Source organism: Geminocystis sp. NIES-3709 (genome assembly GCF_001548115.1).
GTDB lineage: Bacteria > Cyanobacteriota > Cyanobacteriia > Cyanobacteriales > Cyanobacteriaceae > Geminocystis.
Genome location: NZ_AP014821.1, coordinates 2056802 through 2082054 on the forward strand (window position 1 = coordinate 2056802; position 25253 = coordinate 2082054).

The following is a 25253-nucleotide window of genomic DNA, read 5'->3' on the forward strand; positions in this document are numbered from 1 at the left end:
TAATAATTTTTTGATTCCTAACTCTAATATTTTATTAATCCATTTGTAATATCAATCGGCTAAAACCCAATTCCTCACTCTTAACTAATTCCCCGTAGAATAGATATAAGAGATCTTTGCGTTGAGGCTCACCACGAGAAGATCCAGTTGCACCCATAGCAATAACAATCCCACAATATCCATGAAATTTACTCACATCTTTTTCCCATGTTTGCAATCTTTTGGGAAAAGAATCATCTTTATCTAAACTAAATTGAGCGAAAACGTAACAAGTCTCCTGTTTAGTTTTAAGAATACCTAAAGTATAGGTTTCATCATCATAGGGATCATAACCTTCGTTAAAAGTTACCTGTAATATCCCATCTTCATCTTTTAATTTTTCGATAATTACTTGTGCTTTCGGTCGAGTTGTTTGTAATAAGATAACGGGTAAAAAATCTTTTTTTGGTTTATTTTTAATTTTCTCAAATATTTTCGTTGGAATATGTCCTAAAGATTTATCTTTTAAATGATTCAAAAATATATCTTGATCTATTCTTCCTAGTGAGACTAATGTACCAGCAGGTATTAAATCATCTTGAACAGCGTTATCATCATCATCATCGTCATCGTCATCGTCATCGTCAAAATCGAAATCATCATCATCATCAATCATACTGTGAAATTCAGCAGTTAATTCTGGCATGGTGCTGACAGTTACGTTTAACCATGAATCTTCAAGAGGTGCTTCTAAAGTGTAATCACGACTAATTAAACCAATATCTTCTTCGGCTAATTCTTCCTCACATTCATCGATAAATCTTCCTAACGCTTTCATGGCAATATAAATAGGATAGACTTCTTCTTCTTCTTTTAATGGTCTAATTCCTTCGTAGGGATGAATGCTACCAAAAATCGGAGTTACGTCACTTTCTAAAAATTCATCCCAATCGGTGGTTTTTTTTTCGTTTTCTCCTTGGGAAAAGTTAATAAACCAACAGTCTTGTTGTAAAAAAGTCGATTCCAAGTCTTCATCATCGGGAGACTCTCCTAAATCTAATACTCTTTGACGAAATGATTTGAGGGATTCCACTGAGCGATATAAAACTACTCCAAACTCCTGTCCTAACATTCCCATCACACAAGCATAGAGATTTTTAATTCCCCAATTATTGATCTCGATCGTAATAATTTCTTCTTCTGATAAAATGTACCAGGGTTGTTCTTCCCAAATAGAGCTTAAGGCTTCTTCTACTAAAGCGGAGGATAATTCTGGGGGGATTTTGGTTTCTAAGTCTGGGCGTATATTTTGAAAGTTCTGCCACAACTCATCTAAAAGGGGTAATTCTGGTTGATAATCTACCACAATATCTAAACCTTGTAATACTCCTCGCAAAAAAAATTGTAATTCCCTATCTTTTACAACTATTTTTTGTGGCCTAGCCGGTGTCGCCGGATTGTGGGGACTTTCGATCGCTTTTAATAATGCCCTAACGATGGCTTCTGGCCCAGTATTCACTCTTGTAACTTCCATCGATCGAACAAAACCTTCTGAACCATCCACCCAAATAATACATTCCCCATTATTAGCCAATTCTGGCTCAAGATTATCCATCATCCCTGTAATCGGAAGACGATCGCCCTCCCACACATGAGGAATTTGGGGAATACGTTGTAATCTGTGTTTAGTGCTTTCGGGTAAAGAGTTCATTTTATTTAATAGTTCGATGTCTGAGGAAAAAAAACGAGAAGAAAATTTCCAAATTCTACATTCTAAATTCTACATTCTACATTCATTAGGATACCATATTCTATACCCTCTACCACTGCTTGATAGGAAGCATCAATAATATTTGTAGATACTCCTAATGTAGTCCATCTTTCTTCTCCGTTACTCGATTCGATTAAGACTCTTGTTTTTGCAGAAGTTCCAGACGCACCATCAAGAATACGAACTTTGTAATCAGTTAAATAGAAGTTACCTATTTCGGGATAAAATTTGATTAACGCTTTACGCAATGCTTGATCTAACGCCGATACAGGGCCATTTCCTTCGGCGACTTCGAGTAATTCTTTTCCATCTACTACTATTTTGATCGTGGCTAAAGCATGAGTATAGGGAGTGTCATTTTCGATCGAAATATCGGAATGAACTTGAAATCCTTTGATGGTAAATAAAGATTTTCGTTGATTGAGACTCGATCGTAATAATAATTCAAAACTAGCCTCCGCTGCTTCAAATTGATAACCTTCACTTTCGAGGGTTTTCAGTTTTTGTAAAATCTCTCGACAAATAGGATCATTTTTTTCCAATTTAATCCCAAAAGTTTTAGCTTTAGAAAGAATATTACTTAATCCTGCTTGTTCTGATATTACAATCCTTCTTTCGTTGCCGATCAATTCTGGTTCTATATGTTCATAGGTTAAAGGATTACGGGCTACTGCTGATACATGAATACCACCTTTATGAGCAAATGCCGATCGTCCCACAAAAGGAGCATGATCATCGGGAGCAAGATTGACTATTTCGCTGATTAAACGGCTATTCATGGTTAATTGAGTCAATTCTTCCGATTCTAGGCATTTATAGCCTAATTTTAGCTGTAAATTAGGAATTAAAGTGCATAAATTAGCATTACCGCATCTTTCTCCATAACCGTTAATAGTACCCTGTACCATCCTTACTCCTTCCAATACCGAGGCTATGGCATTGGCTACCGCAGTACCACTATCATTATGAGTATGAATACCTAATTGGGGAGTTTGAGGATCATCTAAATCAAGATCCAGTTTGTTAACTACTTCCGAGACAATTTGAGTAATTTCGTGAGGTAAAGTACCGCCATTAGTATCACAAAAAACTAACCATTGCGCCCCCCCTTTAATGGCGGACTGAAGAGTTAAAAGGGCATACTCAGGATTATTTTTATAACCATCAAACCAATGTTCGGCATCATAAATTACTCGTCTTCCTTGCGATCGTAAGTACTCGATCGTATCTTGAATCATCGCTAAATTCTCATCCAAAGAGGTTTTTAAGCCCTCTATGACGTGTAAATCCCAAGATTTGCCGAAAATTGTCACCCAGTGGGTATTTGCCGCTAAAATAGCCTTTAAAAGTCGATCGTTTTCTGGAGATTCATGGGGGCGACGGGTAGAACAAAACGCAACAATTTGAGCTTGTTTGAGAGGTTGTTCTTTTAATTGCCAAAAAAATTGTACATCTTTAGGATTAGCACCAGGCCACCCTCCTTCAATAAAAGGGATACCCATTTCATCAAGTTTTCGAGCAATTTTTAATTTATCTGCTAAGGATAAAGATATACCTTCTCTTTGAGCTCCATCTCTTAATGTGGTATCGTATAACCAAACTTTTTTATCACTCATTGTTACTTTTGTTATGAATCTTCAGAAGATAGCTTATTACTATCTTAACTATATATAGCATTTCTAAATCATTTGTGAGAATTTTAGATACTTTTAATTAAAGCGATTAGCTGTTGACTGTTAGTTTTTAGCTGTTAGCTGTTAAAGAATAAGTAATCAATTACTAATGTTGATCAGAAATTTAACTTCACAATAGCTGATAACTAATTGCTAATTGCTAATCCCTAACTGCTAATTAAAGATAATTATATTCACGACTCATATTTTTAATGTTATCTTTCGGGAAACCAATTTTTATCTAATAGTTGTTCGATCGTGTAAGGACATTGTAACGGAAAAATATTAAGATTTGATTTTGTTTCTACATATTCGAGAGCATCTTGATAAATTTCATCTAAACTATGGATTAAAAAGTTTTTTAAATTAGTAGTTAATCCTTTATTTAATTGATTTCTAAAGCCTGTTATTTCTGCCTTCCAATGGCGATAGTTTCTATCATATTCATTTTCCCAAAATTCTATCAAAAGGAGATGTCTCATAATTTGTTCTAATAAACTAGAAACAGCTAATTTATCTCTTTTACCCAAACTTTCTAATTCCTCTATTAAATTGTCTAAATCTAATTCATTTAATCTATTTTCTTTAAGTAAATTGATAATTTTTTCTAACCACAAACTATCATCTATCTCATATAATTTTTTTAATTTTTCTTGAGTACTTATCATCATATTAAGATTATAAATAAAATTTAGATTTTGAGAATTTCTTAACCTTGCTTTGACTACGATAACTTTATTATAATAATATTCTTAAACAGTTTAATACTCGAATCTATCTTATTTTTCTCTACTGACTAATAACTCCTAATATGGAACAAATATCATCCCCCATTACACAGCAAAGAGCATGGGTTAATATTAATCATCAAGCCTTAAGGAATAATGTACAAGAATTAAAAAATTTTTTAACATCTAATACTCAATTAATGGCCGTAATTAAAGCAGATGCTTATGGGCATGGGGCGATAAAAGTAGCTGAAACTGTTTTAAATGCTGGTGTTGATTATTTAGCGATCGCAACTTTAACCGAGGGCATAGAATTAAGAGAAGCGGGAATTAATGCACCAATTATGATTTTAGGAGCGATTAATACAGCAGATGAAGTAAAAGAGATTGTTCGGTATAATCTTGAGCCAACTTTGTGTACACCATCTCAGGCTTTTGTTTTTGCGGAAACTCTTTCTTGTTTAAATGCCACTTTGTTGGTGCATCTAAAACTAGATACGGGAATGTCAAGACTGGGTACTCATTGGCATAATGCAGTAGATTTTGTGCAATATGTTCAACAATTTCCTCAATTTCAGATTAAAAGTATTTACTCTCATTTGGCAACAGCAGATGATATTAATACTTCTATAATGGAGTTACAGCATTCTCGTTTTGAGGAAGCAATTTCGGCTTTAAAAGCTAATGGTATCAAAACTCCTTGTTTACATTTGGCTAACTCGGCTGGTGCTTTGAGCGATCGAGCTTTGCATTATGATATGGTAAGAATCGGTTTGGCTTTGTATGGTGTTTATCCTGCCCCTCACTTACACCAGAAAGTCAAGTTACAAGCAACTCTTGAAGTTAAAGCTCGTATTACTCAAATAAAAACTTTATTACCTAATACTGGTGTCAGCTATGGGCATACTTTTGTGTGCGATCGTCTCACAAAAATAGCCATTGTGGGAATTGGTTACGCTGATGGTATTCCTCGTCTATTATCTAATAAAATGAAAGTAATAATTAGAGGTCAATTTGTGGATCAAATTGGTAATATTACCATGGATCAATTAATGTTAAATATTACTAATTTTCCTGATTTAGAAGTAGGAGAAATTGTTACTTTACTTGGAAAAGATGAAGATTTAGAGATTAGTGCTGATGATTGGGCAAACTCGATCGGCACAATTTCATGGGAAATATTGTGTAGTTTTAAACATCGTCTTCCTAGAATAAATTATCACAAAAAAATTGATGATTAAGATAAAAGTTTCCTACATCGAATTCACCTGAGTGAACTATAAAAAGAGGTTAAGTATTATTGGCTTCATAAGCGGCGACTATTTTTTGTACTAAAGGATGACGTACAACATCTGCTTGAGTTAAATAACAAAAACCGATACCTTCCACATTTTTAAGAATTTTTGTGGCAACCACTAATCCTGATTGTTGATGAGATGGTAAATCTGTTTGAGTTATATCTCCCGTAACGATCATTTTTGAGCCAAAACCAAGACGAGTTAACACCATCTTCAATTGTGCAGGAGTAGTATTTTGTGCTTCGTCGACAATAACAAAAGCGTTACTTAAGGTTCTTCCTCTCATATATGCTAATGGTGCTACTTCTATTTTACCTTTTTCCATCAATTCGGGAATTTTCATGGGATCAATAAACTCGTATAAGGCATCATAAAGAGGGCGCAAAAAAGGGTTTACTTTCTGTTGTAAGTCTCCCGGAAGAAATCCTAATCTTTCTCCTGCTTCCACCGCCGGACGTGTTAAGATAAGTCGATCGCATTCATCTTTTAATAACGCTTGTACTGCTAACACCGCCGCTAAAAAAGTTTTACCTGTACCAGCCGGGCCAATTCCAAAGGTAATATCATATTGTTGAATAGCTTTTATGTATTGTCTCTGACGAAAAGTTTTTGCTCGAATTAATTCTCCATTACGGGTTTTGGCTAATACTTCTTGTTGAATATTTTGATATTCTTCACTTCTGCCAGTATCTAAAGCCTGAAAAGCAGTCATAATATCGGGCTGAGTTAAAGCCTTAGCTTCACTCCAATAAGGCTTAAGAGAATAAATGACATCCAAACTTCTTTGCACTGGTTTAGCTTTACCATAAATCACCAAATCTTGACCTCGTAATACTAAATTTGCGCCTGTATGACGGGCAATATATTTTAAATTTTCTTCTTGAGTACCTGCTAAGGCGATTGCACTAGCAACATTCGGTAATGCAATAGTTTGAGTATCTTCAGTCATAATTGTGAATTATAAAATTATCGGTAAAGAAAAGGGAAAAGGGAATACTAATAATAATTGATTTAGATAAAAGGTGTTAGGTATTCGGTATTAGGCATTAGGTTAAATAGGCAAAAATTGTTAGTTCAATTATTTCTTTTAACTCCTCTTTCCTAAATCCTAACTCTTCTCTCTAATTGCTTGATGAATTTTTTTGCTTAATTTTGCTTTCAATTCCCATTTAATACGATTCAATATAGAAGTTTCATCGAGAGAATTGATAATGTTTTTTACTACTGTTAAGGGACTATTTTCTCCCCATGATGCTCCATTGGCAAGATATACTTTTGTTACTTGTCCTATGATATAAGTGGAAACTCCTGCAACTCCTCCTTGAGTAATAGCTACGGAAATATAAGGTGCGAGACTTAAACCACCAGTGGCAGGAGTCGCTAAACCTAATAAACCTTTGAGAGAACTTAAGCCAAATGTTACTAAAATATCACTAGCTGTAATTCCTCCTAAACTAAAAGCGATTTTTTGCAACAGTTTGATGGCACTTTGTTGAGTCATGGGAATACCGTAAAGATGAGAAAGAGTTAATATCATCGCAACATCGATAATCGCTCCTGTAAATAAGTCTAAGGCAGTAACGGGATTAAGTGCGATCGCAGTTGCTTTTGTCATAACAGTTTTTTGAATAACTTTTTGGGCTTCTGCTTCTCGCCAAATAATTTTCTGTTGTACTAATTTTTCGTTAATTTCTCCCGTAAATAACATAGTATTTAATGCCACTAAAGATTTACCTTCTTGATGGAGAATTTGCAGAATTTTTAGTTGTAAATCATCAATTTGCGGTTTTCCCCGTTGACGAATAATTTTAACTTTTCCTTCTTTATCTTTTACCGTTGTAGCAATTAAAGGAGAAGCGGCCACCATCACAATTTCATCAGCAGATAATAATTCTCTCACCCTTACATCCCTAATGGTAGAATAAATTTCTGCTCGATCGACTTCTGGATATTGATCAATTTTATTAAAAACTAATAACATGGGTTTTCCCACTTCCCTTAATTGGCATAAGGCTTGAAACTCAACTCTAGTTATATCTCCTGCAATCACAAATAAAATTAAGTCCACTTGGGAAGCGATTTGATGGGCTAAAATTTCCCTTGTTTCTCCATCAATTTCATCAATACCGGGAGTATCTATCAATTGAATTTGGACATTTTCCACCGCCTTAATTAACCTTTGTACTTTTTGTTCACTATCGCCGATATTCTCCTTATCTAAGCGCCAATTAGTTTGATCTATAGCACGAGTGACACCATGTAAAGGACCTGTAATAAAAATTTCTTGACCAACTAAAGCATTTAAAACACTGGATTTGCCTCTGCCAACCATACCAAAAGCAGCAATGGAAATCACGGAATCTTCTAGTTTTTGTAACATTTGGGTTAAATGCTCAATATCTGTTTCTAAGCCTTGCTTTTCTTCTTCTTTAAGGTCAAGATTAAGTAATATATTTTGTAGAGATTCTTGAGCTTGTTTATAGTTAATTTCTCCTTGCAAATGAGCAAAATCAAGAATAGTATTTTCCCAGTCTTCCTCTTGCCATTGCCATTCCGTCATATTTTTTTCGCTAAAAGTCTAAAAACTCTAATCTGATATTTACTATCATATAGCATTCAACAATGGACAATTGGCAGTTACCTCTACCTTTAAGGGAAGAGGATTGAATTAGAAAAGGTCAAATTTTTGTTATTAACTATAAATAGATAACTGTTTTTTTGCTTTTTGCCACAGGGATTCTAATTCTAAAATACTATAGTTTTCTAAAGGTTTATCTGCAAATTTTTCCATTAAAGAAAGACGCTTAATAAAGCGATTATTTGTTCCTTGTAAAGCAATAGTGGGATCTAAATTATACCATCTAGCAATATTTACGATCGTAAATAATAAATCGCCTAATTCTTCGGTGGCGTGTTGTTTATTATCATTAGCAATAGCTTCTTGAAACTCTCCTAATTCTTCCCTAAATTTATCCCAAACACCTTCAGCATTTTCCCATTCAAACCCTACTTTTGCCGCTTGTTTAGAAATTTTTTCACTAGCCATTAAAGGTGGTAAACTACGAGTATAAGTTTTAAGTTTATCACTAAGTAAATTGGACTCTTTTTTTTCTTCTTTTTCCTGTTGTTTAATCTTCTCCCAATTATGGTGAACTTCTGCTTCATCGGCTACTTGTAAATCTCCAAAAACATGGGGATGACGACGAATCAATTTAGCTGTAATTATTTCTGCTATATCTTCTAAATTAAAATACTCTTTTTCTTGGGCAATTTGTGCTTGTAAAATTACTTGCAACAATAAGTCTCCTAATTCTTCTGCAATAGCTTCTTGATTATCTGAATGTAAGGCATCTACCACTTCGTAGGCTTCCTCGATGATATAGGGTATCAAAGATTGTTGAGTTTGAGCTAAATCCCAAGGGCAACCCCCATCAGGTGATCGTAATTGTGCGACAACTTGAATTAATTTATCTAATGCTTTGAGAATCTGATGATTAATTGATTCACTTACATTCATATTTTTTATCAAAAATCAGGAATAGTGAATAATATAACAAAAAACGATTTAATTTACCTTTGCCCTTTGCCTTTTGCCCTTTGCCCTTTGACTTTTTTTCGACGAGGAGAAGACTTATTTTTGGATTTCCACCAACTACCAATACTGTCAGCTAAGTAATGACTCATCGCACCTAATTCTAAACCGATAAATAAAGATAATACTTCTTGCCAATAATGATTTTTGATGGCTTGATAATTACCAATGATGAAATGTTGCCAATGCCAAGAAAACCCGAAAATTAATTGACCGATGGAGATAAGAAAAATAGCTACAATGAACAATATTAGACTAAGATATAAAATTCTTACGATCGTACCTATGATAAAACCATGGGAAAAAATCGATCGATGTTTGAGAGTTTTTTGATAAGGAAGCCAAATAAACTTTAAAAATCGCCAACGTTGAAATTGTACCGAATAAATATCCAAATCAGGACCAAACATTAAACCACTAAAGATAAAGCCGAAACTAGCAAGTAAAGTTAAATCTAACTGTCTTGTGATGATCAAAAAAAGGGCTATAATTACTGGTAAACAATACCATGTTATTCGATCGTGAGTTTTTCCCGAAGGCATCTTGCATTTTTTTTTGTTAGTTGCTATAATGGAAAATGTGATTAAGGGCGATTAGCTCAGCGGTAGAGCGCCTGCCTTACAAGCAGGACGTCACTGGTTCAAATCCAGTATCGCCCATTTATTTATAAATTGTCCACTTTAACATTTTAGTTAAGTTATTAAGGTTTTTCGTTTACGGTAAATATATTTTACCCTGGATTTGCTCTATAGCAGTTTTAATATGGATAAATCATAATGTGCAAACCAACCAAGAAATCAAGGGGTGGTTAGGTTTATCACAGTATCAAGTGAGAAAGAGAAGAAGTCTGATGAGATATTTTAAGGTTTTCCGTATTTGTTATACATTATGAAAATGTCCTGTAGTGATTGAAGATTGACTCTATTGCTACACAGAATTGAAAAAACATTTAAAACTGTTAATGATAGAAATATTTAGACAGAAAATACTGGGATGCTAGGATTCGAACCTAGGAATGGCGAGACCAAAACCCGCTGCCTTACCGCTTGGCGACATCCCATTGATTTGACACATTTATTAATATAGCAAAGGATTAATTCATTTGTCAAGGGTTAATTTAATCTTTTTTAAGAATTAGGAAATATAATCGATCGATCACGGATCAATAATCTATATTATTTAGAAATAATTTTATTAAGTGTAATAGAACAAAAATGACAGGTATATTGGTTAAGGATGTCTTGAAAAGGACGATAAATGATTTTAAACAAGGAAAGTATCACAACGTAGAAAAAACTTGTCTTTTTGTACTAAAACAAAAACCCAATATTATAGAATTTCAAAATTTACTAGATGAAACTCGTCAGAGACTTTGTCAATTAACATATCGAGAAAATCCAAATCAGTTTTCCGCTTTAATTACTATTAATATTCAAAAGAATCAACCTATACCTATTTATTTTGACGAAATACCTCAATTTAATATCTGTCTTTTTGATTTTACTGGAGAAAACTATACTCCAAAATTTTCTCATCCCATTAGTTATTATTATTCTGAAAAAACAGAAGGAAAAGGACATATTCTGCAAATACTTTCAGAAAAACTACCTGATAATTTTGCTTATTATGGTTTTCTTGATCACGATATATTTCTGTGTGTAAGTGATATAAATAAAATGTTATTTATTGCAGATATTTTTAATTTGGATTTGTTTCAACCCAGTTTATCTCTTGATAGTTATTTTAGTTTTTCTCATTTACTTCATCAGCCGGGTTATATAATTAAAGAATCAAATTTTGTTGAAACAATGATGCCTTTTTTTTCTAATTATGGTTATTTAAAAAGTAAAGAATTTTTTTATGAAAGTATTAGTGGTTGGGGTATAGATTATATTTTTTCTCATAAGTTATTTGAAGAAAAACGAAAAATAGCGATCGTGCATGATGTGATTGCCGCCCATAAAAAACCAGTATCATCCACTTATTGGATATTGTCTAATGGCATAACTCCTTATGAAGAATTAGATAATATCAAAAATAAATATAATCTTAATAATCTCACAATATTTTAAACTCCGATCTTGCACTTCTATCATAAATTCTTGGTAAAGAGAGGGAAAAGTGATAAAAATTGATTTTAAAACTGATTTAATATACTTTGTTTATTAAGTGTTTTTGTTGTCATGCAAGATCTTCGTTAAAGGTAGAATAGTAGTATTAATTGATAATAGCTTGTTTGAGATCATGACACAAGTTTGCCATTTCTTGTAAGCCTATTTCTGGATCGGGGTTAGCTAATTTTTTCACGAATGCACTACCTACAATGACACCATCTGCCCCCCATTGTTTTATTTGCAGGGCTTGGGATGGTTCAGATATACCAAAACCTACTCCGATCGGTTTATCCGTAACGGTTTTAAGTTTGCTAATTAAATCTTCTACTCGACTTTCTATTTGCGATCGCATTCCTGTTACTCCAGTAACACTGACAAGATAAATAAAACCTTGAGACTTTAAGGCAATTTGTTCAATTCTTTCTATGGGAGAAGTAGGTGCAACTAATAAAGTTACCTCGATACCATAATTTTGAGCAATTTCTAAAAAACTTTCTGCTTCCTCTAGGGGTAAATCTGGCACGACTAAACCTTTAACTCCAACATCAGCAATAGTAGAGATAAATTTTTCTACTCCTCGATGGAAAATGGGATTGTAGTAAGTAAATAAAATAATGGGGATGTCAACTTTGACATTTTTGATGATGTTGAGGACATCATTTAAGCAAACTCCTTTTTTTAATGCACGGGTAGCGGCGGCTTGAATTACAGGGCCATCAGCTAAAGGATCAGAATAGGGTACACCTAATTCAATCATATCAGCTCCTCGATCGGCTAATATTTTGATCGCTTTTGCAGTGGTTTCCAAATTTGGATCTCCTGCTGTAATAAAAGGAATTAAGGCACATTGAGAGTTTTGCTTAAGTTGCTTAAAACGTTGAGAAACTGAAATCATTATAGTGAATAATTGATAGTGAATAGTTGGATAATAGAAATTCTTCTTGTAAGTCGATGCACAGAGACTTTGACTATTAGCTGTAAAATTTATTTACTAGGGATATTGTATAGATTGATCTCGATCGAATTGATGATTTTAGGTTATAAGTGATTGAAAAAACAACCTAAAGAAACAAATAATTAATGATAATTTATTGTCTTTTAAATTGTGGTCAATGGATGTTAGATGAGCTCAATTATTTATACTCCAGAATTTTCTGATTCAGAATTTTCCATGAGTTTTGCAATTTCTTCAGGAGACATTTTTTCTAATTGTTTGGCGAAAAAAGCATCATCATAATCTTTAACTTGTTTGTGGTAAGTCATATTGTTAGTGAAAACTCTGAATAAATAGGTTAATACCCAACCAATTAAGCCTAAAACTAATAAGACTTGACTCCAAATACCGGCTTTAGTGGCATCTAATCCGATCGATTGAAAGATAAAATAAATTAAACCGCCCATGAAAAACACTCCCAAGGCGATTAAAATAGCATCAATTCTTCTCATGTGATTATTTTTATAAATAATTTTCTTATCTACTTATAAACCTGTCTTCTTGTCTTATGAAATCTTTTTGAAAAACACTTTAACTAATTTGACGACGACGAGGGCGAAAATTGAGGAAAGGACTTAATAACAACATTCCGGGGAAAGAGAAGAAAACCATAAAATACATAAAAGCGCGCTCTAAGGAACTAGCTACATACCAACGTTGATTAAGATAAAAATACACTCCTGCGGGGATTACTAATAAATATAAACCACTAAGACTTAAGTATAAAATACCCGTGATAATGGTTTCTAAGTCGATATTTTCTATGTTTAATAAATTTTCCATAATGACTGAGGTTGTTATACAACTTGATTCTTTATCTCTAGGTTACTATAAATCATGTCTCTGTTTATAGATTTGTTTTGAGATGATTTATTGTGATACCAAAAAATTAATCCGATTATTACTACAATTAAGCTAATAATTACTATTAATGTGGATTTTGAAAAAGGAAAATTGATCGAGTTTGATGTCTTTTTCTTGGAAATTTTATCTAATTTTAGGTTTCCTTGTGGTTGAGGCAATTCGGGGATAATTTCTTGTAAGTATGCCCATGTTAATTTCCCTTCGTAATCTTCTGGATTTTTTTCCTCTATTTGACATTGCAGAAGACCGATCGTAATATTATCATGACCATTTTTTTGTAAACCGATCTTTAAGATTTGTTGTGCCGCTTCTTCTACATTTACTCCTTCGCTAATAATAGGCAATACCTCAGATTTCCAATATTGTTCTACTCTTTCAAAATCTGATAAACCATCAGAACACAATAAAAATACACTATCTTCATCTAGGACAAATCTTCGTATATGTACTTTTAATCGACGAGAAGACTCCATCCCCAAGGCTTGTAATAACGCACCAGTTTGAGGATTACTAATAAGTTGTCTGTAAAATCCATATCCTAAACGCACTTCTCTCGTGGCTAAATCATCATCTACAGTTACTTGATGGCAACTATCTCCAGTAATCCAGTATATACGAGAGTCTCCTACATAGGCAAAATATACTTCATGAGCGATCGCCATTGTTGTGACAACCGTAGTTCCCATGCGTTCTCGATCTTTTCGCTTTTCTTTATTATTTATTCTAGCGATCGTATCATTAGCTTTAGAAACTGCTTTAAGGATTTTTTTTGAATCAATTAAAGGAGTCCAATGTTTATTATTTAGAGTTTCTTTTAGAGTTTTTTTATAATCTTGTTCTAGCTCTTTTTGCATAATTTCAATGGCTAAATGAGAAGCAATTTCTCCTTTTTCTTGACCACCTAAACCATCACAAACCATTGTTAAAGTATCAATACCTGAATTAATTTCCTTGAGATGATCAGTCGGAGGATAACAGGAGTCTTCATTGTTTTTTCTTCTTTTACCCGGATCTGTAACGGTAATTAACTTAAATTTTCTTTGATAATAATTATTACCTAAAATATACAAAATTTGATCTAAAATATCTAAAACACTACTAGGATTATCAAATAAATTTTCTTGTAAAGATAAGATAATTTTTCCCATAACATCTTGAATTAGAGGATTTAATCTTGTAATCCAATTTACCCACAAATCACCTAAATCTTTTAACGTTGGAGTAGAATCTTTATCGGGGATTAATTCAATCAATTTAATAATTCCACCGCTTACTCTTATGTTTTTAGGCTCTAATAAACTCGATAATACGTTTTGTTTTGCCAAAGGTGTCCACAGTAAAACTAATTGCCATAACCAATTGACTTGTCTTAATGATGATGCTTTAAATAGACTAAGTCCAATGGAAGGAAATAAGTCGGGATGGATTAAATATCCTTTTTCATTGAGAGGTATGCTTTCATACTCTAATAACCATTTATCAAAGTTGTCGTCCACAAAGCCGTATATTTGTGGTACATGAAGACGATGAGAAAATAATTTTAAATAAGGTACAACTTCTTCGGGAACATTTTCTGGAAAAATAGGAGATAAATCTGGTTTTGTATCAATTACTATATTCTGAGAACATACAAAAAAACGATCGCTAATTAACACTCCCAATGGATATTCTTTCTCTAAATTTCCCTCAATTCTCAAGTAACGTTTAACGATAGGAGTCTTGCATCGATTACAAAAAGTATCCTCTAAAAGATTGAAATTATTACATCTTTTGTTAACACATTTAATTTTTGCGATCGTATTAGTCATAATTCAAGGGAATTGATTAAAAGGCTTAAGTTAGATAAAGAATCAATAGTTATCTAAATCATAACCTTTCTGTTTACCATTCAGATCAACTAATCACAAAGGTTTTATTAATAAAGGTAAGAGATAGAAGATTATACAAAAAAAGAAGAATATCAGAATTTTTAAATATTAGTTGATGTGGTAAAAATGATTGTCCACTTTCATACTTTTTACATCCACATTTTTAATTTTTTTGATTACCATTAAGATTATTACAGATATTAAAAAGAAAGTAAAAAATGATAGATTAGTATAGGAATTTTAAAGTAAAAATTACTTACAACTATTCAGTATATGGAATGTATCGTTAATCGTAGGGCGAAATTCAGTGCCAGTCACCGTTATTGGTTGCCAGAATTATCCGATGAGGAAAATCAAGCCCGTTTTGGGGCAAATAGTCGTTTTCCAGGTCATGGACATAATTACCTCCTATATGTGTCTATTATCGGAGAATTAGATAAATATGGCATGGTACAAAATCTTTCTGAAGTGAAAAAAGTTATCAAACAGGAAGTTACTAGCCAATTAGATTACAGTTATCTCAATGATACATGGGTAGAATTTCAAGAAACTTTACCTACCACTGAAAATATTGCTAAGGTAATATGGGAACGTTTATCTCCTCATTTACCGTTAGTAGATATACAACTATACGAACATTCTCAACTTTGGGTTAATTATAAAGGAAATAATATGGAAGCTACTTTAACGGTTCAAACTCATTTTAGCGCAGCACATCGTCTTGCTTTACCGGAGTTAAGTTTTGAAGAAAATAGCGAAATTTATGGTAAATGCGCCCGTCCCAATGGTCACGGACACAATTATCATTTAGAAGTATCGGTAACGGGTGAAATGGATCCTCGTACAGGTATGATTATTGATTTAGTTGCTTTACAAAAAGTAATTGATGATTATATAGTTGAACCCTTTGATCATACTTTTCTCAATAAAGATATTCCTTATTTTGCAGAAGTTGTGCCGACAGCAGAAAATATAGCAGTTTATATTGCTCAATTATTACAAGAGCCTATCAGTAAATTAGGTGCTGAACTTGATAAAGTTAAGTTAATTGAAAGTCCTAATAACTCTTGTGAAATTTTTTGTCGTAAATTAAGTTTAACTAACGAAAAGAAAAGTGAATCTACTCTACAGCCTGCTTTAGTATAAATGACTTTTTAGAAAATCATAATCAGTCAATACAAGATAGTAAGTTAAAAGTTTACAGATCATGAAAACACAGGAAGACAGAAAGACAGGAAAACAACGGAGATTTCTTTGATTCTCTATAATAGATCTCTTGCAAAATTATAATGAACATAAAAAGATGATAGGATAAGACAAAATATTAGCAATCGCCTTTAATTTAATTAAAGAAAATAAGTGCCTTTATACAGTTAATCATAATTCTTGCTTATATAATTCTCAACCTAGGAAAGTAAATACCCATTGGCGATAAAATACACAAATTAATTTACTGGATTCTTTAATATAGTTCTTAAATAATAGCTATGTCTTTTTTCACTATTTCATAGTTATAAATTCCCGCAATTAAGTTGAATCTTAACCCAAATCTTTTTCTTTTATTTCTATATTTTTCTGATAGTATTCTAAATATTTTAAGTTTTCTATTTACATGTTCAATTACGATTCTTTGTCGATTTAACTCTCTATTTTTTCTTTTTTCTTCTTGGGTTAACTTTCTTTTTTTTGTTTTCTTTTTTGGTATTTCGCTTAATTTATGAATTTTTTCTATACCTTGATAACCTTTGTCTACTAAACACTTTATTTTTTCACTTAATGGTAATCTACTGTTTTTAAAAATTTTAAAATCATGTTCTCTTCCTCGTCCATTTACATAACAAATTATTTCCAAGGTATCTTTATTAACTACTAATTGTGCTTTAAATGTATGTTCCTTCTTTTTGCCACTATAGTAAATTTTTTGTCTTTTTTTTGGTCTTTCGATTGCTATTTCAGTAACATCTATTAATACTGCCTTAATTTCATTCTCTTTTTTTATCAATTCTTTTTTACCACCTAGGGAAAAATAACCTGATTTGAGCAAGATTTTTTCAATTTTATGAACTGTTCTACAAACCGTTGATTCTGAGATATTCCAGTACTCTGATATGTGAAAATAAGTTCGATATTCTCTCAAATATTCCAAGGTTACTAAAATCTGCTCGGACACTGTTAATTTGCTTTTCCTTCCTCTTTTGTGATTGTTTTGTTCTTTTTTGACTATTTCTACTAAAAGATTATAGGTTTCTTTTTTTACTCCAAATCTCCTTTTAAACTTTTCTGGCTTTAATTTTTTTATTCTCTCAAGTTTCATAATTAAATCTTATACTTAAGGTATCCTCCATCGCCCAAAATTATAGATTATTCTGGTTAATCCTATCTCGTATTTAATTTTGCAAGAGGTCTAATAAAATCTTTGTTCATTGTTTTTGAGGATTACTTCAATTATAGTTTATTCTTTTCAGGGTTCGATCGTGCAGCGGCGTTTCACGATCGCTGTTACAACTTTTGATCACAAAATTAGCATTCGATCGGATAAAATGTAAAACCCAGGGGCGTTGCTGAATTAAGGTATGATTTTAAGATAAAGCGATCAAATTTATTAGAAATCAAAAAATGATCAAATGCCCCGAGTGCAATTCTATGCACATTAACAAAAATGGAATGAAAAGAGGAAAGCAAAATCATCTTTGTGTTGATTGTGGTAGACAGTTTATTAATCCACAACCATCTAATTCCAGAGGTTATAGTGATCAGATTAGAAGTGAGTGCTTAAAAATGTATGTCAATGGTATGGGCTTTCGAGCAATTGAAAGAGTAAAAGGAGTTCATCATACTACCGTGATTAATTGGGTGAAAGATGTGGCAAAGCTTTTGCCCAATAGTTATCAAGCCGAAACCAGACCTAAAGTCGGTGAATTAGATGAATTACAAACATTTGTGGGTTCAAAAAAAACAAAATGTGGTTATGGACTGGAGTAGATCACTTTAAACCAGGCATTTTAGAATGGGTTGTGGGGGATAGAAGTGCAGAAACATTTCAACCGTTGTGGGAAAGAGTAAAACAATGGAATTGTTATTTTTATGTAACTGATGGTTGGAAGGTATATCCTAATTTTATCCCAGAGGGGGACCAAATCATCAGTAAAACTTATATGACAAGGGTTGAAGGAGAAAATACGAGATTGAGGCACTATCTAGCCAGATTACAGAGAAAAACCCTTTGCTATTCCAAGTCTGTCGAAATGCGGAAATATTCAATTTCACTTTTGATTCATTATTTTAAATTCCAAGATATTCCCATACCTTATAGAGGTGAGGTGCGATCGTGCAGTGCCACCAAAGGCGATCGCTTTATCTAACGGTACTTTGAAAAATTTTGGTGCAAAAATAGCTTCAAATACAGTCAGAGTAAGAGATTTAGGTAAACGTCATAAAAACGGCTGAAACTCTTGGTATAAAAGGAAAAGTTATCGATCTATGTAAAATCTTTGATTTATAACGATTTGAGACTCATAGTTTAATATTTTTAGTTTAAGTCCCGCTAACAATCATACCTTAATTCAGCAATGTCGAAATCTCTTTATAGGTGAGTTAAACTGTTGCTAACACACCTTAAATTATTATCTAATTAACTGCGTAATTCTACTGCAAATTGTTTAATTAAAGATTCCCGAATTTTGTTATGAATCGGATCAACATCAGTATCTTTTAGGGTACCATCGATCGATCTATATACCAAACTAAAGGCTAAACTACGCTTCCCTTCTTCTACGTTTGCACCCTTATATTCATCAAATAACTTGACATCCACAAGGATTTTACCTCCAGCTTTACGGATAGTGTTAGTAATATCTGCAACGGTGAGGTTAACGTCAGCAAAGAAAGCTAAATCACGATCGACGGCAGGATAAGTAGAATAAGGTTTAAAAGTAGGAGTTTTTAAATATTTTTGGTCTAAATAGGCGATTAATGGCTCTAATTGGATTTCAAACACATAAACACTATCAGGGAAGTCTTTGGCTTGACGCAGTTGGGGGTGAAGTTGTCCAAAAATGCCAATTTTAGTCTTATTTAACCATAAACTAGCAGTACGACTCGGATGTAATCGATCGTCTTCATTATCGGCTTGATAGGTAATAGGAGCTTTTAAATTGTTAAATAAACTCTCTAAAATACCTTTAGCTTCATACCATGTCATGGGTTGAGGTTTACCACTTTTTGTCCAGATACCATCGGTATATAAATCACCCCCTAAAATACCGCCTAAAGCATCACCTTCTCTCATATTTCCATCTTCAGACCAAAAAACTCGTCCAATTTCAAAACCCTTTAAATAACCATTTCCTTGAGCTTGGTTATATTCAAAAGCATTAATTAAACCGTCAATTAAATTACTGCGGAGGGCGGAATATTCGTTAAAAAGGGGATTAGCGATTTTTATTTGGGCTTTTTCAGGAGAAACTAAGGAGTATTGCACTAATTCCGTTAAGCCTAAGCCTCGTAAATTTGCCCTAATTTGCCGTTGAATTTGGACTTGCGAAGATAAATAACCGACTTGAGATTGAGCGGGTAAAGTATCAGTAAAATGATCATAACCGTATAACCGTGCCACTTCTTCGATTAAATCGATTTCCCTCTCTAAATCACGATAACGATAAGAAGGCACAGTGACAAGCCATGTAAGAGGAAATTCCGTCTTAACTTCCAACTTACAGCCCAAATCTTCCAAAATTCTGACAACATCATCAGGAGATATATCCATCAAAATTTCTCCCTCTTTTAAGGGGGCGGTTACGAGAGGTTTAGAGATTACCTTCCCTAAAACTTGATGAACTCGATCGAGCCTCAATTCTATAGTATTAGTAAGAGTATCAGGGCGATTATCTGCCATAGCTTGGGCGACAACTTCCCCTCCTGCCAACTCAAGGATAAGAGAAACAGCACGATTCAAGGCTTTTTCTAACTCAACTTGGTTAACACCCCTTTCGTAACGAGTGGAGGCTTCCGTGCGAATACCTTGACTTTTAGCACTTCGACGAATCGGCACAGGCTCAAATAAGGCAGCTTCGAGTAAAATATGTTGAGTATCGTCATCAACTTCGCTATCTTCTCCTCCCATAACACCTGCTAAGGCAACGGGATGATTATTGGCTGTGATAAGTAAATTTTGAGGGTTAAGGGTGCGTTTTTGCCCGTCTAGGGTGGTTAAGGTTTCGTTTTCGTTAGCAAATCTCACTCCAATAGTCAATTCTTCACTGTTGGTAAGATTATATAACTTAGTTCGATCGAAAGCGTGTAAAGGTTGCCCCCATTCTAAGAGGATATAGTTAGTTATATCGACAACGTTGTTAATAGGGCGAACTCCTGCGGATTCTAAACGCCATTGCAACCAGAAAGGAGAAGGGACAATTTTAACATTTTCAATTATTGTACCAATATAAGCGCTACTGGCAGAAGTTTCTTCGATCGAAACCCCTCTTAATCCCCCCTTAGTAATGGGGGAAGTAGTAAGACTTAATTCTGCTTCAATCGAGGGAAGGTGTAAGTTTCCACCAGTTAAAGCGGCGACTTCTCTGGCAACTCCTACCATACTTAAAGCATCGGCACGGTTAGCGGTAGCGGTGATGTCTAAAATTACGTCATCTAAGCCTAAAATTGGGCGTATATCTTCCCCTACTTGATAGTCGTCTTCTAAGATTTTGATGCCTTCGCTTTCTTTTGCCAAGCCTAATTCTGCTAATGAGCATATCATGCCCTTACTTTCTACCCCTCTTAATTTGGTGGGTTTGAGTTTTAAGTCAATTTTTGGTAGGTAACTTCCAAGGGTGGCAACCGGTACAAGTATATCTTTTCTCACGTTGGGCGCACCGCAAACGATTTGAGAAGGCGTTTCGTCTCCAATATCCACTTTACATACACTTAGTTTATCAGCGTTGGGATGTCGATCGCATTCTAACACCCTACCAACTACGACACCATCCGCCCATTTTCTTCTGTCTTCTATGTCTTCTACTTCAAAACCGGCAACTGTCAAGATTTTTGCCAATTCTTCGGGGGTGATGGTGATGTCAACTAATTCTTTTAACCAATTAAATGAAATACGCATTTTTTTATATCAAGTTACTGTACATAAGCTAATCTCCTATTATTAATGAATTTCGATCGTGAGTAAACAACGAATAACTTGAAATTGATATGATAGTTTTATAAATTTTTATAGTAATCGGTTATGAATACTAAGTTAGTTAACTCTTTAGGGAAAATTATTTTATCTTTTTGACGTAAAATACGTTGTAATAATATCACTGGTTATTAATGTCGATCGTACTCTATAACTTCTCCAAACTTAAAGTTTTATATCTAAGTAAGATTAATATGAGTAAAGGCTTTTGGATTTTCTCCGCTATAGGTTGCGGCTATTTGTCCATTACCCATTAATTTGTATTTGTAAGTAATTAAACCCTCTAAACCGACTGGCCCTCTTGGGGGCATTTTTTGAGTACTTATACCTACTTCTGCTCCAAAACCATAACGGAAACCATCGGCGAAACGGGTAGAACAATTATGATATACTCCTGCCGAGTCAACTTGATTCATGAAGATTTCTGCATTTTGTTGATTATTCGTGACGATCGCATCGGTATGTTTTGAGCCATAATAATTGATATGGTCAATGGCAGTGTTCAAATCATCCACAATTTTAATTGCTAAAATCAAATCACTGTATTCTGTTTTCCAATCTTCAACAGTTGCACTTTGACAATCGATAATTTTTTGAGTGGCTTCATCTCCTCTTAACTCAACACCCTTATCCTTCAAGGCTTGGGCAATACTGGGTAAAAATTTATCTGCTATACTACGATGAATTAATAAAGTCTCGATCGCATTACAAGCGGCTGGATATTGAGTTTTTGCGTCAACAGTGATATTAATAGCTTGATGTAAATCCGCATCAGAATCAATAAACAGATGACAAATGCCATCAGCATGGCCTAAAACGGGAATTTTGGTATTTTCCTGGACATAACGGACAAATTCATTCGATCCACGAGGTATAATCAAATCCACATACTGATCCAATGATAGTAATTCCGTAATTTCTTCTCTAGTGGTTAACAACTGTATCGAATTGGGGTTAACCTGTGTTTGTTTTAAGGCATCTTGAATAATGTTAGCTAGACTACTACAAGTTTGTAAGGCTTCTTTGCCACCTTTCAAAATCACTCCATTTCCTGACTTGATAGCTAAACTGGTGATTTGTATAAGGGCATCGGGGCGCGCTTCAAAAATTACCCCTAAAACTCCTAAAGGGCAACTAACTCGTTGTAAAACTAAACCTTCATCTAACTCTCTTTTTAAGGATACCATACCGATAGGGTCAGCTAATTTAGCCACATCTCGTACCCCTGCGATCGCACTTTTTAATTTAGATTCACCTAATTTCAAACGAGCATAGAGAGAAGAAGATATTACTCCCTCTGCCTCACGACAATCGATTTCATTAGCTGTAATTATGTATTTTTGATATTTTTCAAGGGCAGAAGCGATCGAGTTCAGAGCCTCATTTCTGGCGGACTCAGATAATATTCCTAACTCTCGTGCTGCGATTTGGGTTTTTTGAGCTAATTTTTGTAATTCAGACATATACTAAAAATGAACAATGAACAATAAACAATGAACAATGGGTTATTATATTAATTGCTCATTATTATTTACTTTTTATTATCGGGTTTCAGCGATAATTGCCGCTAAAATCTCCCCTGCACCTTGTTGTTTTAATTTTTCAGCCAATTGTGAGCCAATTTCATCAGGGTTGCTTCGATCGCCTGTTACACTATCTTTAAGTAACTGTTTTCCATCTAAACTAGCTACCATTCCCGTCAAGGTTAAATTGTTGCCATCAATACTGCTATTGACTCCGATAGGCACTTGGCAACCACCCTCTAATACTCTTAAAAAAGATCTTTCTGCCATAGTACAATCACGACTATCAGCGTGTTCGATGGATTTAATGATTTCTAAGACAGAATCGTCTCCAATACGACACTCAATCCCCAAAGCACCTTGCCCTACTGCATGAAGGGAAATATCGGGCGGTATTACTTGATGAATTCGATCGCCCATACTCAATCTTTCTAAACCTGCTACCGCAAGAATGATACCGTCATATTCTCCAGCATCCAATTTACCAAGACGAGTGTTAACATTTCCTCGCACATCTTTAAAAGTTAAGTGGGGAAAGTGATGACGTAATTGAGCTAAACGACGAAGAGAAGATGTCCCAATTACTGAACCTTCAGGGAGAGTTTCTAACTGTTTATCTTTATGTTTTTCATTTACCACCAAGGCATCGGCAGGGTTAACTCTTTCGGTTACACAACCCAACATTAAACCTTCAGGGAGATTTGTCGGTAAATCCTTCAAGGAATGTACAGCAAAGTCCACCTCATTATTAATCATTCCTAATTCCAATTCTTTGGTAAATAATCCTTTATCTCCAATTTTCGCCAACGCTACATCAAGAATTTTATCTCCCTGAGTACTCATTTTTTCCACTTCAAATTCCACACTAGGAAAATAAGTTTCTAATTCTTTTTTTACCCAATAAGTTTGTACTAACGCTAGTTGACTTTTACGAGTTCCAATGACTATAGTACGCTCATTATCAATAGTTGCAGTCATATAAATATAAATAGTTTTTATAAAAATTTCAAGAATCTGATCTAGCTTATCAGAAAAGGGTAGTTAATCGTTAGATTCCTAGCTTATGGTTCTCAATAGACAATGAAAATAAATTTTTTGGAGAGATGTCTATTTGTTTATTTAGAGTTAATTTTAATCGCTTTATTAAAATCATTTATAGCGTTTTTATGGCTACGAGGTACAAAAATAAAATTAAAGTCTGCCTTATTAAAAGATTTAAGCATACCTCATTAACGGTACTTAGACAAAACAATAACAACAATTAAGCTATAATATTTACATTATATTGTTTTTAGGTCAAAATGAAAGAAATCACATCTTCATCAATGCCACCCTGTTTCGAGCGTTGGTGCCAAAAAATAGACCCTGTATTAAAAACAAAAGCACAAAAACGAGAGTTTAGAAATTATTTGGGCGGTTTATTAGGTGATTCTCAAAGAAAAAATCTCACTCAAATTGCCCATAATAATCTTGATATTACTTATCATAAGTTACATCATTTCCTAACAGAATCCACTTGGAATTATGATGAGGTAAATAATAAAAGACTAGAAATTATTGCCTCATGTCGTCAAACTAAAATAAGTCGCTCTTTCTCTTTAATTATCGATGATTCAGGTCATCGTAAAAGTGGCAATTTTACTGACTGTGTGGGACGACAATATATTGGTGAAATTGGCAAAACTGATAATGGTAATATCCGCAGTCACCACCCACATTTATGATGGGGTCAGAAGTTTTCCCTTAGACGTTGAATTATATGAAAAAGCGGAAAATTTCCCCTTGGGAAAAGATGACCCACAATTTCAAAAAAAACCCGATATTGCCTTTAATTTAATTGAAAAATGTTTAAACCGAAATTACCATCCTCAAATAATTTTAATGGATGGGGGTTATGGGAACAATACTAATTTATTAGAAAAATTAGAACAAAAAAATTTAAAATATATAGGAATTATTGCAAAAAATAGATTAGTACAAGTAGTAAAAGAAGATTTGAGAGAGTCTGAAAAAAGAATAGATGAAATAGCTAAATTATTACCTCAAGAGAGTTTTGAAGAAATAAAAACAGGTAAAAATAGAGAAAAAACTCTTTGGGTAGCAACCATAAAAATTAAATTATCAGCCTTATCAGGAATAAAAACCGTAGCTATCGTCATGAATGCTCCCAGTTTTGAAAAGTCCACAGATATTGATTATTTAATGACCAATGAAACAGGGGAAAAAGTCAATGGAAATTGGATAGTAGAAACTTATACACAAAGAAATTGGATAGAAGTATTTTACCGTGAAATTAAGGGATGGTTAGGTTTATCAGAATACCAAGTCAGAAATAAAAGAAGTTTAATGAGACATTTTATATTGGTATTTTGCGCCGATACTTTTATTCAATGGCATCGTTTGACAGGGGGATTGAGAAGGCAATGGGGAAATAAACCCTTAAATACTTTTGCAGAGGCATTGGAAGCGTTTCGGACGGCAGTATCTTTTCGTTTCTTTCAATGGTTAAAAGATAATGTGGAAGTATTTAGCTTATATAAAGCAAGTTTAGGGTTTATTTGGGCATAATTTTTGTCTAAGTACCGTTAATTTGGAAATTGCTATATAGTTATGTTTTTTAATTCCATTGTAATATTCGATCGTAATACCCATCAAAATATTTAGG

At 33.6% G+C, this 25253-nt stretch carries 19 protein-coding genes, 2 tRNA genes and 1 pseudogene; 6 read left to right on the top strand and 16 right to left on the bottom strand.

Translation table 11 applies throughout. From position 1 onward, the window contains the following. Nucleotides 1-34: 34 nt before the first annotated feature. The 3 genes from GM3709_RS08795 to GM3709_RS08805 all read right to left on the bottom strand — a co-directional run bounded on the left by GM3709_RS08795 (nucleotide 35) and on the right by GM3709_RS08805 (nucleotide 4094). Nucleotides 35-1690, bottom strand: coding sequence for a DUF6930 domain-containing protein (locus GM3709_RS08795; protein WP_066118402.1), 1656 nt, complete (start codon nucleotides 1688-1690; stop codon nucleotides 35-37). A 62-nt stretch (nucleotides 1691-1752) separates the two neighbouring features. Beyond that, nucleotides 1753-3366, bottom strand: coding sequence for a citramalate synthase (gene cimA / locus GM3709_RS08800; RefSeq protein WP_066118404.1), 1614 nt, complete (start codon nucleotides 3364-3366; stop codon nucleotides 1753-1755). A 272-nt stretch (nucleotides 3367-3638) separates the two neighbouring features. After that, on the bottom strand, nucleotides 3639-4094 hold the full coding sequence (locus GM3709_RS08805) for a DUF29 domain-containing protein (RefSeq protein ID WP_066118407.1): 456 nt from the start codon (nucleotides 4092-4094) through the stop codon (nucleotides 3639-3641). 140 nt (nucleotides 4095-4234) lie between these two features. Between GM3709_RS08805 and alr the strand changes: the two genes are divergently transcribed. Next, complete coding sequence (alr, locus tag GM3709_RS08810; protein ID WP_066118409.1) at nucleotides 4235-5392, top strand: alanine racemase; 1158 nt, start codon at nucleotides 4235-4237, stop codon at nucleotides 5390-5392. 49 nt (nucleotides 5393-5441) lie between these two features. Here alr and GM3709_RS08815 read toward each other — a convergent pair whose 3' ends face one another. From GM3709_RS08815 to GM3709_RS08830, 4 genes are all read right to left on the bottom strand, one after another. Further along, on the bottom strand, nucleotides 5442-6398 hold the full coding sequence (locus GM3709_RS08815; protein WP_066118411.1) for a PhoH family protein: 957 nt from the start codon (nucleotides 6396-6398) through the stop codon (nucleotides 5442-5444). Between the two features lie 159 nt (nucleotides 6399-6557). After that, nucleotides 6558-8009: a GTP-binding protein gene (locus GM3709_RS08820; RefSeq protein ID WP_066118413.1), complete on the bottom strand. Its 1452-nt coding sequence runs from the start codon at nucleotides 8007-8009 to the stop codon at nucleotides 6558-6560. A 132-nt stretch (nucleotides 8010-8141) separates the two neighbouring features. Next, nucleotides 8142-8966, bottom strand: a complete 825-nt coding sequence (gene mazG / locus GM3709_RS08825) for a nucleoside triphosphate pyrophosphohydrolase (protein WP_066118415.1) — start codon at nucleotides 8964-8966, stop codon at nucleotides 8142-8144. A gap of 53 nt (nucleotides 8967-9019) precedes the next feature. Continuing rightward, the gene (locus tag GM3709_RS08830; protein ID WP_066118417.1) at nucleotides 9020-9583 is read right to left on the bottom strand and encodes a metal-binding protein; all 564 of its coding nucleotides are present in this window, start codon (nucleotides 9581-9583) and stop codon (nucleotides 9020-9022) included. 45 nt (nucleotides 9584-9628) lie between these two features. On the opposite strand from GM3709_RS08830, the gene GM3709_RS08835 reads away from it, so the two are divergent. Then, nucleotides 9629-9700: transfer RNA gene (locus GM3709_RS08835), tRNA-Val, on the top strand. Nucleotides 9701-10029: 329 nt separating this feature from the next. Here GM3709_RS08835 and GM3709_RS08840 read toward each other — a convergent pair. After that, a tRNA-Gln gene (locus GM3709_RS08840) sits at nucleotides 10030-10101 on the bottom strand. 181 nt (nucleotides 10102-10282) lie between these two features. Between GM3709_RS08840 and GM3709_RS08845 the strand changes: the two genes are divergently transcribed. After that, on the top strand, nucleotides 10283-11113 hold the full coding sequence (locus GM3709_RS08845; protein WP_158506710.1) for a hypothetical protein: 831 nt from the start codon (nucleotides 10283-10285) through the stop codon (nucleotides 11111-11113). 145 nt (nucleotides 11114-11258) lie between these two features. Here the strand turns inward: GM3709_RS08845 and trpA are convergent, their stop codons facing one another. The 4 genes from trpA to GM3709_RS08865 all read right to left on the bottom strand — a co-directional run bounded on the left by trpA (nucleotide 11259) and on the right by GM3709_RS08865 (nucleotide 14821). After that, nucleotides 11259-12050 (bottom strand): tryptophan synthase subunit alpha, encoded by a 792-nt coding sequence (gene trpA, locus GM3709_RS08850; RefSeq protein ID WP_066118421.1) that lies wholly within the window; start codon nucleotides 12048-12050, stop codon nucleotides 11259-11261. Nucleotides 12051-12292: 242 nt separating this feature from the next. Further along, nucleotides 12293-12601 (bottom strand): DUF3007 family protein, encoded by a 309-nt coding sequence (locus tag GM3709_RS08855; protein ID WP_066118423.1) that lies wholly within the window; start codon nucleotides 12599-12601, stop codon nucleotides 12293-12295. Between the two features lie 79 nt (nucleotides 12602-12680). Beyond that, nucleotides 12681-12932, bottom strand: coding sequence for an NAD(P)H-quinone oxidoreductase subunit L (gene ndhL, locus GM3709_RS08860; RefSeq protein WP_066118425.1), 252 nt, complete (start codon nucleotides 12930-12932; stop codon nucleotides 12681-12683). A gap of 14 nt (nucleotides 12933-12946) precedes the next feature. Beyond that, a complete protein-coding gene (locus GM3709_RS08865) occupies nucleotides 12947-14821 on the bottom strand; it encodes a PP2C family serine/threonine-protein phosphatase (protein WP_066118427.1) in 1875 nt (624 codons plus the stop codon). A 333-nt stretch (nucleotides 14822-15154) separates the two neighbouring features. Between GM3709_RS08865 and GM3709_RS08870 the strand changes: the two genes are divergently transcribed. After that, nucleotides 15155-16027, top strand: a complete 873-nt coding sequence (locus tag GM3709_RS08870; protein WP_066118429.1) for a 6-carboxytetrahydropterin synthase — start codon at nucleotides 15155-15157, stop codon at nucleotides 16025-16027. Between the two features lie 328 nt (nucleotides 16028-16355). Here GM3709_RS08870 and GM3709_RS08875 read toward each other — a convergent pair whose 3' ends face one another. Then, nucleotides 16356-17195 (bottom strand): IS5 family transposase, encoded by an 840-nt coding sequence (locus tag GM3709_RS08875; protein WP_082712913.1) that lies wholly within the window; start codon nucleotides 17193-17195, stop codon nucleotides 16356-16358. 305 nt (nucleotides 17196-17500) lie between these two features. On the opposite strand from GM3709_RS08875, the gene GM3709_RS19095 reads away from it, so the two are divergent. After that, nucleotides 17501-18243 (top strand): IS1 family transposase gene (locus GM3709_RS19095; protein WP_396229706.1). Its coding sequence is split into 2 segments (ribosomal slippage): nucleotides 17501-17839 and nucleotides 17842-18243, totalling 741 coding nucleotides; the frame shifts between segments, so codons are not numbered across the junction. A gap of 269 nt (nucleotides 18244-18512) precedes the next feature. Here GM3709_RS19095 and pheT read toward each other — a convergent pair. From pheT to hemC, 3 genes are all read right to left on the bottom strand, one after another. Further along, on the bottom strand, nucleotides 18513-20990 hold the full coding sequence (gene pheT, locus GM3709_RS08890; protein ID WP_066118434.1) for a phenylalanine--tRNA ligase subunit beta: 2478 nt from the start codon (nucleotides 20988-20990) through the stop codon (nucleotides 18513-18515). A gap of 254 nt (nucleotides 20991-21244) precedes the next feature. Further along, on the bottom strand, nucleotides 21245-22528 hold the full coding sequence (proA, locus tag GM3709_RS08895; protein WP_066118436.1) for a glutamate-5-semialdehyde dehydrogenase: 1284 nt from the start codon (nucleotides 22526-22528) through the stop codon (nucleotides 21245-21247). A 78-nt stretch (nucleotides 22529-22606) separates the two neighbouring features. Continuing rightward, complete coding sequence (hemC, locus tag GM3709_RS08900) at nucleotides 22607-23566, bottom strand: hydroxymethylbilane synthase (RefSeq protein ID WP_066118438.1); 960 nt, start codon at nucleotides 23564-23566, stop codon at nucleotides 22607-22609. Between the two features lie 323 nt (nucleotides 23567-23889). On the opposite strand from hemC, the pseudogene GM3709_RS08905 reads away from it, so the two are divergent. After that, nucleotides 23890-25156 (top strand): annotated as a pseudogene (locus GM3709_RS08905) (IS701 family transposase). Nucleotides 25157-25253 lie beyond the last annotated feature (97 nt).

What these genes read in the sequence shown, in the direction of transcription:
- GM3709_RS08795 (WP_066118402.1), bottom strand. Translation starts at nt 1,690, where the DNA reads ATGAACTCTTTACCCGAAAGCACTAAACACAGATTACAACGTATTCCC.
- cimA (WP_066118404.1), bottom strand. Translation starts at nt 3,366, where the DNA reads ATGAGTGATAAAAAAGTTTGGTTATACGATACCACATTAAGAGATGGA.
- GM3709_RS08805 (WP_066118407.1), bottom strand. Translation starts at nt 4,094, where the DNA reads ATGATGATAAGTACTCAAGAAAAATTAAAAAAATTATATGAGATAGAT.
- alr (WP_066118409.1), top strand. Translation starts at nt 4,235, where the DNA reads ATGGAACAAATATCATCCCCCATTACACAGCAAAGAGCATGGGTTAAT.
- GM3709_RS08815 (WP_066118411.1), bottom strand. Translation starts at nt 6,398, where the DNA reads ATGACTGAAGATACTCAAACTATTGCATTACCGAATGTTGCTAGTGCA.
- GM3709_RS08820 (WP_066118413.1), bottom strand. Translation starts at nt 8,009, where the DNA reads ATGACGGAATGGCAATGGCAAGAGGAAGACTGGGAAAATACTATTCTT.
- mazG (WP_066118415.1), bottom strand. Translation starts at nt 8,966, where the DNA reads ATGAATGTAAGTGAATCAATTAATCATCAGATTCTCAAAGCATTAGAT.
- GM3709_RS08830 (WP_066118417.1), bottom strand. Translation starts at nt 9,583, where the DNA reads ATGCCTTCGGGAAAAACTCACGATCGAATAACATGGTATTGTTTACCA.
- trpA (WP_066118421.1), bottom strand. Translation starts at nt 12,050, where the DNA reads ATGATTTCAGTTTCTCAACGTTTTAAGCAACTTAAGCAAAACTCTCAA.
- GM3709_RS08855 (WP_066118423.1), bottom strand. Translation starts at nt 12,601, where the DNA reads ATGAGAAGAATTGATGCTATTTTAATCGCCTTGGGAGTGTTTTTCATG.
- ndhL (WP_066118425.1), bottom strand. Translation starts at nt 12,932, where the DNA reads ATGGAAAATTTATTAAACATAGAAAATATCGACTTAGAAACCATTATC.
- GM3709_RS08865 (WP_066118427.1), bottom strand. Translation starts at nt 14,821, where the DNA reads ATGACTAATACGATCGCAAAAATTAAATGTGTTAACAAAAGATGTAAT.
- GM3709_RS08870 (WP_066118429.1), top strand. Translation starts at nt 15,155, where the DNA reads ATGGAATGTATCGTTAATCGTAGGGCGAAATTCAGTGCCAGTCACCGT.
- GM3709_RS08875 (WP_082712913.1), bottom strand. Translation starts at nt 17,195, where the DNA reads ATGAAACTTGAGAGAATAAAAAAATTAAAGCCAGAAAAGTTTAAAAGG.
- pheT (WP_066118434.1), bottom strand. Translation starts at nt 20,990, where the DNA reads ATGCGTATTTCATTTAATTGGTTAAAAGAATTAGTTGACATCACCATC.
- proA (WP_066118436.1), bottom strand. Translation starts at nt 22,528, where the DNA reads ATGTCTGAATTACAAAAATTAGCTCAAAAAACCCAAATCGCAGCACGA.
- hemC (WP_066118438.1), bottom strand. Translation starts at nt 23,566, where the DNA reads ATGACTGCAACTATTGATAATGAGCGTACTATAGTCATTGGAACTCGT.